Source organism: Marinomonas sp. KMM3893, from assembly GCF_004352855.1.
Classification (GTDB): Bacteria; Pseudomonadota; Gammaproteobacteria; order Pseudomonadales; family Marinomonadaceae; genus Marinomonas; species Marinomonas arenicola.
Window position 1 is genome coordinate 808379 of sequence record NZ_SJSC01000001.1, and the last position, 13982, is coordinate 822360.

Annotated in this window: 15 protein-coding genes; 8 read left to right on the forward strand and 7 right to left on the reverse strand. The window is 44.3% G+C overall.

The window, feature by feature from the left end; genetic code table 11:
* Window positions 1-303: 303 nt before the first annotated feature.
* The 3 genes from E0D71_RS03690 (at window position 304) to E0D71_RS03700 (ending at window position 2899) form a co-directional block, all read left to right on the forward strand.
* Window positions 304-1230 (forward strand): hypothetical protein, encoded by a 927-nt coding sequence (locus E0D71_RS03690; RefSeq protein ID WP_133001925.1) that lies wholly within the window; start codon window positions 304-306, stop codon window positions 1228-1230.
* A gap of 110 nt (window positions 1231-1340) precedes the next feature.
* Window positions 1341-1817, forward strand: a complete 477-nt coding sequence (locus E0D71_RS03695) for an NYN domain-containing protein (protein ID WP_133001926.1) — start codon at window positions 1341-1343, stop codon at window positions 1815-1817.
* An 89-nt stretch (window positions 1818-1906) separates the two neighbouring features.
* Complete coding sequence (locus E0D71_RS03700; RefSeq protein WP_133001927.1) at window positions 1907-2899, forward strand: GGDEF domain-containing protein; 993 nt, start codon at window positions 1907-1909, stop codon at window positions 2897-2899.
* A 21-nt stretch (window positions 2900-2920) separates the two neighbouring features.
* On the opposite strand, the gene E0D71_RS03705 is transcribed toward E0D71_RS03700, so the two are convergent.
* Window positions 2921-3136, reverse strand: coding sequence for a VF530 family protein (locus E0D71_RS03705; RefSeq protein WP_133001928.1), 216 nt, complete (start codon window positions 3134-3136; stop codon window positions 2921-2923).
* Between the two features lie 186 nt (window positions 3137-3322).
* On the opposite strand from E0D71_RS03705, the gene E0D71_RS03710 reads away from it, so the two are divergent.
* Together E0D71_RS03710 and E0D71_RS03715 are read left to right on the forward strand one after the other, a co-directional pair.
* A complete protein-coding gene (locus E0D71_RS03710) occupies window positions 3323-3610 on the forward strand; it encodes an HlyU family transcriptional regulator (RefSeq protein ID WP_133001929.1) in 288 nt (95 codons plus the stop codon).
* A gap of 31 nt (window positions 3611-3641) precedes the next feature.
* A complete protein-coding gene (locus E0D71_RS03715; protein WP_133001930.1) occupies window positions 3642-4661 on the forward strand; it encodes an alpha/beta hydrolase in 1020 nt (339 codons plus the stop codon).
* Window positions 4662-4665: 4 nt separating this feature from the next.
* Here E0D71_RS03715 and E0D71_RS03720 read toward each other — a convergent pair whose 3' ends face one another.
* Complete coding sequence (locus E0D71_RS03720) at window positions 4666-5499, reverse strand: SDR family NAD(P)-dependent oxidoreductase (protein WP_133001931.1); 834 nt, start codon at window positions 5497-5499, stop codon at window positions 4666-4668.
* 170 nt (window positions 5500-5669) lie between these two features.
* Here E0D71_RS03720 and E0D71_RS03725 point away from each other — a divergent pair, with 170 nt between their 5' ends.
* Window positions 5670-7037 carry a sodium-dependent transporter gene (locus tag E0D71_RS03725; protein WP_133001932.1) on the forward strand — a complete coding sequence of 456 codons (1368 nt, stop codon included), beginning with the start codon at window positions 5670-5672 and terminating at the stop codon, window positions 7035-7037.
* Window positions 7038-7126: 89 nt separating this feature from the next.
* On the opposite strand, the gene E0D71_RS03730 is transcribed toward E0D71_RS03725, so the two are convergent.
* The 3 genes from E0D71_RS03730 to E0D71_RS03740 all read right to left on the reverse strand — a co-directional run bounded on the left by E0D71_RS03730 (window position 7127) and on the right by E0D71_RS03740 (window position 10414).
* On the reverse strand, window positions 7127-8107 hold the full coding sequence (locus E0D71_RS03730) for a sensor domain-containing diguanylate cyclase (protein WP_133001933.1): 981 nt from the start codon (window positions 8105-8107) through the stop codon (window positions 7127-7129).
* 306 nt (window positions 8108-8413) lie between these two features.
* A complete protein-coding gene (gene fghA / locus E0D71_RS03735; protein WP_133001934.1) occupies window positions 8414-9244 on the reverse strand; it encodes an S-formylglutathione hydrolase in 831 nt (276 codons plus the stop codon).
* A 54-nt stretch (window positions 9245-9298) separates the two neighbouring features.
* Window positions 9299-10414, reverse strand: coding sequence for an S-(hydroxymethyl)glutathione dehydrogenase/class III alcohol dehydrogenase (locus E0D71_RS03740; protein ID WP_133001935.1), 1116 nt, complete (start codon window positions 10412-10414; stop codon window positions 9299-9301).
* Window positions 10415-10598: 184 nt separating this feature from the next.
* Here E0D71_RS03740 and E0D71_RS03745 point away from each other — a divergent pair, with 184 nt between their 5' ends.
* A complete protein-coding gene (locus tag E0D71_RS03745) occupies window positions 10599-11483 on the forward strand; it encodes a LysR family transcriptional regulator (RefSeq protein ID WP_133001936.1) in 885 nt (294 codons plus the stop codon).
* A gap of 65 nt (window positions 11484-11548) precedes the next feature.
* Window positions 11549-11815: a DUF3820 family protein gene (locus tag E0D71_RS03750; protein WP_133001937.1), complete on the forward strand. Its 267-nt coding sequence runs from the start codon at window positions 11549-11551 to the stop codon at window positions 11813-11815.
* A 15-nt stretch (window positions 11816-11830) separates the two neighbouring features.
* Here the strand turns inward: E0D71_RS03750 and E0D71_RS03755 are convergent, their stop codons facing one another.
* Together E0D71_RS03755 and E0D71_RS03760 are read right to left on the reverse strand one after the other, a co-directional pair.
* A complete protein-coding gene (locus E0D71_RS03755; protein ID WP_133001938.1) occupies window positions 11831-12274 on the reverse strand; it encodes a GNAT family N-acetyltransferase in 444 nt (147 codons plus the stop codon).
* A gap of 329 nt (window positions 12275-12603) precedes the next feature.
* On the reverse strand, window positions 12604-13980 hold the full coding sequence (locus E0D71_RS03760; RefSeq protein ID WP_133001939.1) for a class II fumarate hydratase: 1377 nt from the start codon (window positions 13978-13980) through the stop codon (window positions 12604-12606).
* Window positions 13981-13982: the final 2 nt, after the last annotated feature.

The following is a 13982-nucleotide window of genomic DNA, read 5'->3' on the forward strand; positions in this document are numbered from 1 at the left end:
TTCCTTAGAACGGAATATTTAAGGCTATTATCAACCTTTATTCAGATAGATTGTAGTTGCCATCCATCTATAAAATAGATAGATGGTTCGTTAGCCGATTTGAGGATAAAACGACCACCCCACAGAGTGAACATCAAGACGCCAAGAGAGAGAGGAACGTAAATAGAAAGGTTTTGTCTATCTAAAGAGATTTCTTATAAGATTCCATGCTCGTACACATAAGCGAACGTCATTCATTCGCTCTTAAAGCAGAGGTTTCGCGGTTACTTTGCGGATATTGAAGCTCATTATATAGAGGGTTACATGCATTCTACAGCTCTGCCGAACCAGAAAAAACAGCGCTTCATGATGATCACGGCCATTATTGGCTTATTGTTGGTCGGTGCCGTTTTTTTGGCGCTCAAATACTTTGGTACTCGCTACGCCATACAGATGATCGATGATCAGATACAAGAGTCAGGCTTAACACCGCTCATCCATTATCAAAAAATCAGTTTTGACCCTTTGACGCTAACCCCCACTCTGCACTCCATCTCTATAGGCAATAAAAATGCCCCTTGGCTCAGGTTCTCACAAATCAAATTCAATTCCCTTCCCGCTATTTACCCAAAATTAGACATTGAGTTTCAGTTTGACAGCCGCTCGCAACCGCTCGCTAGAGACACTCGGCGCCTTATGGCCATTGCGGGAATAAAACAGCTAGCAGGACACGGGCGTTTTTTATCCACGCCCAAAGGAAACAATATCAACTCCAGCCTCACGCTGGATATTTCTCAAGTAGGCAAACTCTTGTTAACCAGTAATATGGACATTTTAGATGCTAATTTCTCCCTAAATGAACTGCGCTCTGATTTCCTTGCGTCTATGGCATTAGGGCAACTTGATGCCATGCCTATTTTATATGGTGACAGTATTGCGCTGCATAACCTTGCTTTTCGCTTTCAAGATAATGGACTGACTCGACATATTTGGCCCAATGCGCAAAATACACGAAATAATAAAGACACGTTAGCGTTTCTTAAAACACTCATTAATAACACGGGATTGGCACCTTACGAGTCAATACAAGCGGAACATATAGCGACACAAATCCAAGATTTTCTCACCAGACCTCAACGCCTTTCTTTTTCAATGATGCCCAAACAAGCGATTAAACTTGCCACGCTAATGACATTGTTTCAAAACAAATCACTTTATCGAGAATCTGAGATGAATCTTGCCGCAAGGTAATAAGACAAATACAAAAATAATTGACGTAAATTAGACTGCGCAACGTATTTTCTTGTCCGTTTGTTTAAACTACTTTATCTTTGGAGATCCTTAAAAAAATCGAGCGGTAAATGGAAAACGTCACCATTTTAGTAGATGTCCAAAATATTTATTACACAACCCGGCAGGCGTATGGCCGTCGCTTTGATTACAACGTCTTCTGGAAAAAAATCACGCAAGGTAGAAACGTGGTTAAGGCCATTGCGTATGCCGTCGACCGAGGCGATGAAAAACAACGCCAGTTTCAAAACATTCTCCGAGCCATTGGCTTTGAAGTGAAATTAAAGCCCTATATTCAGCGTGCTGACGGCTCTAGTAAGGGAGATTGGGACGTAGGCATCACCTTAGATGCGATGGAATATGGGCCAGACAGTGACATTTTGGTATTAGCATCCGGCGATGGTGACTTTGATTTACTCGCACAAAAGCTTGACGATAAATACCATACCCAAGTCGAAGTTTATGGAGTACCCATGCTAACAGCAAATTCTCTAGTGAATGCAGCGACAAGGTTTTACCCGATCAAGGACGACTTACTACTCAATTAAAAAGAGTCAAATGGCCAAATCCACTATAACTTTCTCAGTGGTACTGGCCTCTCTTTTGAGTTTATCGACAATGGACTGCGATGTGATTTATGATTTTTACTAAAAAAACAACTTCGTTACGCCTTTCTCTGCAGAAAACCCTCAGCCTCCTCTTGGGAATATTAATGGTGCTCTACAGCCCCATCAATATTTTTTATTTGAACACCCCCATCATAGGCTTTATTGAAATTGGCATTTCACTTTACAGTTTTTATTGTTTTTGGGCTGCCACATCAGGCCGAGTAAAAACCGTCCAATATTATACACTCGCAGGCTTAATCACTTTTCTGATTTACTTTGCCGCTTATCATGCGGACATCAGAGGCTTTTCTATTCTTTGGGGACTTACCCTGCCAATTATTTATTATATTATGTTTGGCTCAAAGCAAGGTTTCTATTTCACGTTAGTGGCTTTATTTCCAAGCCTTTATGTCATCTTTTATCATTTACCATCCGATTTTTTCATCTCTTATCGGGCAATGACAAACTACAGCCTCGCTCACTTTTTCATCTGGTCTTTATGTCATTTATATGAAAAACAGCACTATCAAGATAAAAACCAGTTACATAAAATGGCGCTCAATGATGCCTTGACTGGCGTAAAGAATCGCCATGCTTTAGAAAAGTGCTTTGATAAATTAGAACAACACTCAGCTCAGGCTAATGTATTATTGGTAGATATAGACTTTTTTAAACGGGTCAACGACCAATTTGGCCACGGTATTGGAGATTACGTTCTAGTTGAAGTGGCTGAATGCCTACAAAACCATGTGGATAGCAATGCGGTTTATCGCCTTGGGGGTGAAGAGTTTGTTATTGTACTCGACAAGCAAAGTCATCAAGAAGCACAACATAAAGCAGAAGAAATACGCCACGCCATCGAACACTATATTTTCCATAATCACGACTTGCGTTTGCGCCTTACCGTTAGTATTGGCGTGGCGCGCTCCTCGCCAGGAGGGCGAATGAATGACGCCTTACGCCTTGCCGACACCAAACTCTATCAGGCTAAAAACGCAGGCCGCAATGCCGTCTGTGTTTAGCCAACAGGTCCGTTTTGCAAACTAACAAAACGTTTCTAGATAAAGCGCCTCTACCTTGTCTCTTGCCCAAGGGGTTTTACGCAAAAACTTTAAGCTCGACTTCACCGATGGGTCACTTTTAAAGCAATTGATATTGATCCTAATCGACAACTCTTCCCAACCAAAATGCTCAACCAAATCGGAAACTATTTTTTCTAATTTAACACCATGTAATGGGTTATTCACTTGTGCTGTCATTGCTTGTTCACTCTCAAAAAATCGTTGTGCAATTATACCTCATCTAGCACGCTATCTTACGAGCATCTACAAATGATTTTAATGGGAGAAATACCCAAAAAACCGCTCAGAACATTTGACTAATAATGAAAATCACCGAAAAATAGACGAGATCACACTAAATAGATCATATAACAGGAGAACATCATGGGTATTTTATCCGGACTGAAAGGTCTATTTTCTGGTGGCGAAAGTGCCCCTGAAGCGGCAGAAGAAGCCGTCGAATACAAAGGCTTTGAAATCATTCCTGCACCAATGGCGGAAGGTGGCCAATATCGCGTTGCGGCAACCATCACCAAAGGCGAAGGCGATGCGCAAAAAGTCCACCAATTCATCCGCTCGGATCTGATTCCTAACCGCGATGAATGCATTGAAATAACAATGCGTAAAACCAAGCTGACAATCGATCAATTAGGCGATAATCTGTTTGGCTAAAACACGACTCAACGATTAAAAGAAGAACATTATGAGCGCACCAATAGGACAACACTGGAAGCAAATTAACGACCACGAAGACCTATTGGGAGCGAGTTACCGCGCCCGTACCTTTTCTTTCCAAGGTGCCAAAAGAGAAACCCATACCACCTTAATCAATCACCTCGGCGCACAGCACGCCACGCACGCTATTTTATACATTCACGGCTACACAGATTATTTTTTCCAAACCGATTTAGCTGAGCACTTTATTACTCAGGGCCATCGATTTTATGCGCTGGACTTACAAGGTTATGGCCGTTCAATTCGTCCGAATACGCCCCCAAACTGGTGTGACTCGATTGAACAGTACGGACAAGACTTAGACATCGCCTTAGCCACTATGAAGGCAGATGGGGTCGATAAGGTGACTTTGCTGGCGCACTCAACCGGTGGGCTTATTACCGCAACCTATTTAGCTCAGCCTTATCGCTCAGAAGAACGAGCACAAATTTACCAAACGGCCTTTCCAGAGGTGTGTGGCGTTATTTTAAACAGCCCGTTTTTAGCCTTGCCTTTTTCTCCTAAAACGCTGCAGTGGATAAGTTGCCCTATTTATGCACTGGTTACTCTGTTTCCTTTTGCTTCTTTACACACCAAAAAAGCCACTCTTTACAGTAAAACATTGCACACAGTCTTTGGCGGGGAGTGGGATTACCGTCTGGATTGGAAACCGGCTGCGGGCTATCCCTTATCATTTCATTGGCTTAAACAAATTGTCTTAGCACAGCGCAAACTCAGCACGAAACGCATTGAGATTCCGACGCTGCTATGTCATTCAGAATTCAGCACAGTGGATAAAAAAACGGTTGCAGATATGCAGCGAGGCGATGGTGTGCTGAATGTGAAGAGCATGCAAGAAGCCGCAGCCAAAGCCTTTGGGCAACTATCAACAGCCTCCATCCCTAATGGCTTTCATGACTTATTTCTCTCTCAATTACCTGCAAGAGAAGCCTATTTAGCCAGCATAGATCACTGGCTAGATAGGCAAACAAACACACAGAAGTCATAACGTCCTAGTTACTTTGTTTACTCATCAATAGATCCAGTAAGCAGGTTGGTAGAAGACGTTTCAATATGCCTGCAATGTACGTCGGTGTGGTTACGTAATAACGCGCTTTAGGCCGTTGTGACTCCAATGCATGCAGCAGTTTTTTAACCACTGCACTGGCTGGCAATGTTTGAGACGAGGTTGGCCCTTCTTTGGATAAACGCTCAATTGCCTCTTCATAACCTTGTTTATGTCGACTTTGTGAACTATCCACATTATCTCTTAATGCGATCAATGCATTGGCTCTAAAACGACTTTCAATGGGGCCAGGCTCAATCAAACTGATCTTAATCGGCGTCCCTCTCAATTCTAAACGCAAGGTATCCGTTAACCCTTCTAGGGCAAACTTACTGGCGTTGTAAGCACCACGAAATGGCATAGCGACCAAACCTAAGACCGAACTATTATTAACAATTCGACCATAGCCTTGAGCCAACATCAGCTTTAATACTTTACAGGTCAGTTCATGAGTGCCGAAAAAATTGGTATTAAATTGCGCTTTCAATACATCAACGGATAAATCCTCAACAGCACCAGGTTGCCCATACGCCCCATTATTAAACAGCGCGTATAAATGACCGCCCGTTAGAGCTAACGTGTCTTGCAAGCCTTTTTCAATGGACGCTGAATCAGCCAGATCCAACTGCACCACATGGCGAATACCCGCCGCTTTCACCTTTTCAATATCCTCTTCTCGACGGCAACTCGCGACGACCAGAAAATCTCGTTGTTGCAACATTTTCGCGGCTTCCAAACCTATCCCGCTTGAACACCCTGTAATTAAAATCGAATACTGCATGTCGGACCCTTTTTTAAAAGTAAATAAATGCTAACAAACCGTCTGCACCAGTCGCCTAAGCCTCGGCACTTAATATGCCATCTTCTTCGATTGCACTTCAAATAGCCTTGTTATTTTACTGGTTTTCACTTAGGTTACTGGCAATTTTTTGTCTATCTAAAGTGGTTGTAATGAACGAAAGTGCTAAAAACGAAAATACCCGAGAAACCTTCGGCTCTCGCCTTGGCTTTGTATTAGCCGCCGCAGGCGCGGCGGTCGGCCTAGGTAATATTTGGGGCTTTCCCACTCAAGCGGCAAGTAATGGTGGTGGCGCTTTTCTACTTGTCTATTTGGTATTAATTTTCGTCGTTGCTTTTCCTATGTTAGTCGTCGAAATGGCCATTGGACGTTATGGGCAAGCCAACCCTGTCGACAGTATGCGCTCGCTTAATCAAAACCCTAGCGCAAAACGCGTTGGTGCTTTGGTTGGTTGGCTTGGACTCAGCGTTCCCAGCGCGGTACTCGCGTTTTATAGCATAGTCGGTGGTTGGATTATTTGCTTTATGCTGGCCGCCATCGCTGGTCTATTAGGCCTAACAGAACAAGCAAACTGGTTAAAAGGCTTCAGTATTGAGCGTAACCTATTTGGCACCATTGTCTTCTATGTACTTACTATTTTAATCGTTCAAGGGGGCGTTAAACGCGGTATTGAAAAGTGGTCTACCCGTCTTATGCCTGCGCTATTCCTACTGTTTGCAGTGCTCTTTATTTATATCATGATGCAACAAGGCGCGATGGAAGGGTTAAAACACTACCTAATCCCTGACTTCGATCGAATTTGGGATCGCAAACTCATTCTAGCGGCCATGGGACAAGGCTTTTTCTCGCTGACCATCGGCGGTTGCTCTATGTTGATCTACGGATCCTACTTAAGCAAAAAAGAAAATCTGCCGAAAATGGCATTCAGCGTCACTTGCATCGACACCGCAGTGGCTTTTGTTGCTGGTTTAGTCGTGCTCCCTGCTATGTTTGTTGCTATGCACAATGGCGTACAGATTTACGCCGACAATGGTTCACTATTAAGCTCAGACACTCTTGTGTTTACTGTTCTTCCACTCATGTTTAATAGCCTTGGCTTATTCGGACAACTGTTTGCCGTGGTCTTTTTCTTACTATTAACCATAGCCGCACTCACCTCTTCTATCTCAATGTTAGAGTGCCCTGTTGCGTTAGTGTCAGAACGATTCAACACCAAACGTACGCCAACAAGCTGGGTGCTAGGCAGCATCATTGCCCTGTTTAGCGGCGTGATTGTGTATCATTTCGGTGCCATGTTTGGCTTAGTCGCGACCTTGTCGACACAATACTTGCAACCCTTCGCGGCATTAATGTTTTGCTTATTTGGCGGCTGGGTTTGGAACCGCAATGCAAAATTCAAAGAGCTGGAAAGCGGTTTTGCGGAATTCCGCAACTCCTTGTTTGGAAAAATTTGGCCTTGGTATGTGCGCTTCGTATGCCCTGTGTTAGTTGTCGCCATTATCTGGGCTTCGTTTAACTAAGCCGTCCAACAGCAGACAAATAAAAAGGAGAACCTAGGTTCTCCTTTTTATTTGTCTGCATGCTGACTGACGATATGAGCCACTAGTTTTTATTCAGAGCCAATCATTCGAGACTTCTTCTTGTTCTTCTCTGCGTACATGGCAGCGTCCGCTTCTTCGATCATTTCATCGATGGACTTTATACTCTCACTAGGAAAAAACGTCATGCCAGCACTGAATTCGACCTGATAAGGCTTATTGATGCGAGCATTCATCTCCGCAACCGCCTTGTCAAAACGCACCAGCAGCGAGTGAACATCTTCAAGGTTCGTGCCTGAAAGCATTACAATGAACTCGTCACCGCCGAAACGCCCAGTAATGTCGCTTTCTCGAAAAGTTTGCTGCAAGGTCTCTGCAAACCGAACCAGCGCAAAGTCGCCTTCATAATGCCCATGCAGATCGTTGATTAGCTTAAATTTGTCTAGGTCAAATAAGATAAGTGTGGCCGATAATTTCTTACGCACACACACTTTCAACGCATGCTCTGCCAACATCAGAAAACCACGTCGACTCGAAATCATGGTGAGATCATCAAATGTAGCCCATTGAATGGATTTTATTTCTTGCTCGATCATGGCGCCAAAATCCTGCAAAAGGCTCATGTCTTCCCGACTTAACTCACGTGGTTTGGAATCCATCAGGCACAAAGTCCCTAGATTAATCCCTGGCCGTAACGCCAGAGGATAGCCTGCATAAAAGCGTATATAGGGGTCATTGAGCACCAAGGGATTATCAAAAAAACGACTATCCTTTAAGGTGTCAGCCACAACGAAAATATCATCTTGATTGATAACATGGGCGCAAAAAGAAACATCTCTTGGTGTTTCTTGGATCGTTAGCCCTTGGCTAGATTTAAACCATTGGCGTGACTCATCAACAAAACTAACCAATGTAATCGGCACTCTAAATATGCGTGCTGCCATACGCGTAATACGATCAAACCTCTCATCCTGAGACGTATCCAGAATTTTTAACGCCCTTAAAGCATGCAGCCTCTCAGCTTCATTTAAAGGTTTTTTAGGCACATCCATATAGACCTCTTTTTTGTTAATCGTTCACAACTGGCCTCACTGAAAACAGTGATAGCCATAAACGCAATAGTCAGAAAATGCGGTTTAGATAATAAAACAATGCTTCGCCTACTTTCAAAAGGGTAGATCACAAACAAACATAAACCAAACCTCGCTTGCGCTGCCCATTCCAAATAGCCGCTTTTTAAATATCGACTTGTCGTTGCTTATTGACGGCGAAATAGCACACCGATAAAAACAACAAAAGCGAGCAGTCGCTCGCTTTTCAATGCATTTCTACTGCGCGGCAGCGCCTTCCACTAGAGACTAGCTCAATGCTTTAGAGTGAAACTCTAGATGCTCATCAATGAAGCTGGCAATGAAGAAGTAGCTATGGTCGTAACCAGGCTGACGACGCAAGGTAATTGGGTGTCCTGCGCTTTCACATGCAACTTCGAGCGCCTCTGGTTTAAGCTGTTCCACCAAGAAATTATCCGCTTCACCCTGATCGATAAACAGAGGTAAACGCTCTTCTGCTTTCTCGATTAGACAAGTGGCATCCCACTCTTTCCATGCTTTGCGATCTTCTCCCAAGTAACCAGCGAACGCTTTCTCGCCCCAAGGGCATTGAGTTGGGTTGGTAATGGGAGCAAAAGCAGAAACAGATTGGTATTTACCTGGGTTTTTAAGCGCACAAATCAAGGCGCCGTGCCCACCCATAGAGTGGCCAGAAATAGAACGTTGATCCGTCACAGGAAAGTGCGTTTCGACCAAATGAGGCAACTCTTGCACCACATAATCGTACATATGGTACGTATTGGAATAAGGTGCAACCTCGGCGTTTACATAAAAACCTGCGCCTGAACCAAAGTCGTAACTTTCATGCTCTCCAGGATAGTCCGTTCCGCGCGGGCTGGTATCTGGACAAACAATGGCCAAACCTAGCTCTGCGGCTTTTCGGAACGCTCCCGCCTTCTGCATAAAGTTTTCATCCGTGCAGGTTAAACCTGACAACCAGTATAAAACAGGCACTTTTTGCGTCTCAGCTTGCGGCGGCAAATAGATTGCAAACGTCATTTCACCACGAACAGACAAACTTTCATGACGATAGCGTTTCAGCCAGCCACCAAAGCTTTTTGTATTGGATAATAATTCCATCGTTAGCTTCCTTTGAGTTTGCACGGCAAACACCGTGCAAACGAATCAAAAAACTTACTTATCAAAAAGGATAACAGTACGAATACTCTCGCCTGCATGCATTAGATCAAAGGCTTTATTGATGTCTTCAAGTGGCATTGTGTGCGTGACAAATGGGTCGATTTCGATCTTGCCATTCATGTAATCTTCTACGTAACCAGGTAATTGGCTGCGACCTTTTACGCCACCAAAAGCAGACCCTTTCCAGACTCGACCTGTTACCAATTGGAATGGACGCGTTGAGATTTCTTGGCCTGCACCCGCCACACCAATGACAATGGATTCGCCCCATCCTTTATGGCAGCACTCAAGTGCTTGGCGCATTACCTGAACATTACCAATACATTCAAAAGAGTAATCTACACCGCCATCCGTCATTTCTACGATCACTTGCTGAATCGGATCAGAGAATTTTTTCGGGTTAATAAAGTCTGTAGCGCCAAATTGCTCCGCCATCTCGAACTTAGACTCATTAAAATCGATCGCGATAATGCGAGAAGCACCGGCCATGCGCGCACCTTGGATAACCGACAGACCAATGCCGCCCAAACCAAAGACCGCGACTGTGGCACCTTTTTCTACTTTTGCCGTATTCAATACCGCGCCAATACCCGTGGTAATACCACAACCTAGCAAGCACACTTTTTCCAATGGCGCGTCTACGTGGATTTTCGCCAGAGAAATTTCAGGAACGACACTGTATTCAGAGAAAGTAGAGGTTCCCATGTAATGGAAAATTGGCTCACCATTAATGCTAAAACGACTAGTACCATCTGGCATTAAGCCCTTGCCTTGTGTTTCGCGAACGGCGCTACAAAGGTTGGTTTTGCCAGACTTACAGAATTTACATTCGCCACACTCTGCTGTGTATAGTGGAATAACGTGATCGCCAGGTTTTAGCGTGGTCACGCCTTCACCTACCGCTTCTACTACACCTGCACCTTCATGGCCTAGGATGGCAGGAAACACACCCTCTGGGTCTTCACCAGACAGAGTGAAAGCGTCCGTATGACAAACACCCGTTGCCACCATACGCACAAGAACTTCACCCGCTTGTGGGTCTTGAACATCGACTTCTTCAATCTTAAGTGGTTGGCCTGGGCCCCAAGCAACAGCTGCTTTACATTTCATTGTCTTCTCCAATATGTGCTTTCAATAAGGTACGAATTACTTAACTGCTTGTAGTGTAGTCGCAAATGATTAGGACGATAATAGCTATTTCAGAAAAGGATTGTTGCTATACAGCAACAATCCTTGTCGATATTCCAAAATCTGCGCTAAAATACACGCCTCTTTACCAGCAGATAAACACACTATGAAGAATTGGGAAGCAATGGAAGCCTTTATCGAAGTCGTGAGGCAAGGCAGTTTTTCGGCCGCTGCTCTACAGCTGAAAGTCTCTGCTTCTCATATTAGTCGCCTCATCACTCAGCTCGAAAGTGAGCTGGGCACAACCTTGCTGTTTCGCACCACAAGACGCATTCGTTTAAGTGAAGCGGGGGAATTGTATTATCACCATTGTCGTGGTCTACCCGAAGCACTGAGCAGTGCAGAGGAAGTCATCTCTAGCCTTAATAACGCGCTAGTAGGCCCTTTTAAAATAACCTGTGCAACGACATTTGGAGAGCGTTTTATTGCGCCTGTGATAAACGATTTTTTAATCGAACACCCAAAAATAGAGTTGGATTTTCACCTCAGTAATCGCCCTGTCGATCTTATCGAAGAAGGCTATGACCTTGCCATCCGTATGGGCTCATTAAAAGACTCTAGCCACCTGTCTCGCCGCTTATGCGACCGAGTAGAATATTTATGCGCCTCCCGCGACTACGTAGATCGCCACGGTATCCCTCATACGTTAGCTGAACTTAATAAGCACCACTGCCTCATCGGTTCAAAAACTCATTGGTTATTTCAACAAGATGGTCAGCGCAAAGAAGTGAAAGTATCGAGCCATTGGCGCAGTAACTCGGGGCCGGCATTGTTAGACGCGGTCAAAAAAGGCTTAGGCATTGCTCAACTCCCCGATTATTACGTTGCCGATGAACTGGCATCCGGTGAGCTCATTGCTCTATTGCCACAATACCAATACCCATACAGCGGTGTTTGGTTGGTGTATCCAAAAGTGCGGCAGCCGTCGCCTAAATTGCAAAAAGTGTGTGACTATTTGATTCAGCGCTTCAGTCAACAACCGCCTTTTTAGCGATTAGCGTGCACGACCAAGCTATGATTAAATACGCTAAATTGTACTAATAAATGAGCCTCTTTATGTTTTCTCAACAAGACCTTGTTCAAGTCGCCCGCCAAACCATGCCGTTTGGAAAATACCAAGGTCGTATTTTGATCGACTTACCAGAAGCCTATTTATTGTGGTTCGCTCATGAAGGTTGGCCGAATGGCAACCTAGGGCAATGGCTACAGCTTGCCTTAGAAATCAAGATTAATGGCTTAGAAAAGTTGGTTGATCCATTACGCGAGCCCACTAGAAAACAGGCTAACGAGCCTAAAGTTCGAATTCGCTTTGATGAAAACTAGACATCAAACAGCGCCTTAACCAAGCGCTTTTCGATAATACAAAATACCAGCGCGGGCTTCTTCAAGGGTAAACCCCGCTCGCTCTGCGACTTTTTGTGAAGCTATGTTGGTCGCTTTTATCTGGGCTAAAAGCGTCCCATCCAATTCAAGAATAAAACAATCCAACATTTTCTGGGCAACCCCCTTGCCTCGTGCTTTAGGGGAAACCGTCCACGATAAAAGCCACCCTTCAGGGTCTAAATCGGCTCTTATTGTACCGACCGCGCGATGGTTTAATTCTGCAATTTGTAAACGCCTTTGATCATTATGGATAGTATTTCGCAGCCACTTTAAATGATCTGCTACTTCCACTCGACCAGCAGACAGGGATGCCTTACGCGTTGCTAGATCATTGCGCCATTCTAATAAACAATCTGCATCAGCCATGGTCGCGGGCCGAAGGAACAACTCCGAATTCATAGTTTTCTCCAAATAAACAACGGCTTCTATCGAGCAGACCAATCACTGGCTTAAGATCTTGTTCAGATCAAGAAACTCAAGATAATCATCTTCTTGTTTAATAGGCAAGTATTCCTAGTAGTGAGTCAAACAAAGACGTTAGGAGAATAAGATATGGGCACTTATACACAGTAGCTAGAAGCGATGGCATTGGGCAAAGACAGGTTGAACAGATGAGCAAAATAGTCACGCGATAATCACTGGCTGACAAAAAAAACCAGCGTAGTGAGGCGTTCCTCACACGCTGGTTTTTTTCTCTTCTGATTCAGGGAAAAGAAATCAGAAAAACACTACAAACCACCATGAGTTAATTTTGCTGGATCCAATAACGATAAAAGCTCATCGCGGTTTAAATCCGTTTCTTCTTCTGCTACATCAACCACAGGTCGGCCTTCTTTATAGGCTTTTTTGGCGATTTCTGCGGCTTTTGAATAGCCAATAATCGGGTTCAATGCGGTGACCAAAATCGGGTTACGATGCAAGGCTTCATTGAGTTTGTCTTCATTAACCGTCAAGGTCGCGATGGCGCTGTCTGCTAATAAGCGACCGCTGTTGGCTAGCAATTTAATGCTGCTTAATAGATTTTTTGCAATCATTGGCAGCATGACATTAAGCTCAAAGTTGCCCGCCTGCCCACCAATGGTAATGGCAGCATCGTTACCAATAACTTGCGCAGAAACCATGGCAACCGCTTCCGGAATCACTGGGTTAACTTTACCTGGCATAATGGATGAGCCAGGTTGCAGCGCTTCTAGCGTAATTTCACCTAATCCTGCCAATGGTCCTGAATTCATCCAACGTAAATCATTCGCGATTTTCATATAGCTAACCGCCACCGCTTTTAGCTGTCCTGATAGTGCGACGGCAGTATCTTGAGAGCCAATTAACGCAAAGAAATTGTCGCCAGGAGTAAAAGTAACATTGGTTAAATCAGACAATTCTTTCGCAAATAAGGCGGCGAATTCAGGGTGCGCATTGATGCCAGTGCCTACCGCCGTACCGCCTTGTGCTAAGCGAGTAATCTTGGTTTCTAAATATTTTAAATTATCGAGATTATCTTTAAGTTGAGCTGCCCAAGCATGGAAGGTTTGATCGAAACGCACCGGCATGGCATCCATCAAATGGGTTCGCCCTGTCTTGGTATACCCTTTTAAGGCATTGCCTTTTTCTTTAATCGTCGATTTTAAGTGCGCAATGGCAGGAATGAGATGCCCAGTCAGCTCCAAACTCGCGCTTACATGGATCGCACTTGGAATAACGTCATTGCTACTTTGACCAAAATTCACATGATCATTGGGACTGATTTTTGTCTCACTGTAGCGATTCGCTATGGTAGCAATCACTTCATTGGCATTCATATTAGAGCTAGTGCCAGACCCTGTTTGGTAGACGTCCACAGGGAAATGCGTCATTAAATCAGGGTCATTTAGCAACTCTTCACAAGCATTTTGAATGGCGTTTGACTGAGCCGGTGTGATGCATTCTAAGGTTTGATTGGCGCGAGCCGCAGCGGATTTAATTAAGATAAGAGAGCGAATAAACGCCTCTGGCAATGCTTCACCACTGACAGGGAAATTATTGATTGCACGCTGTGTCTGTGCGCCATATAGGGCCTTTTCAGGGACATTTAATTCGCCCATGCTGTCTTTTTCAATTCGCATTTTCATGA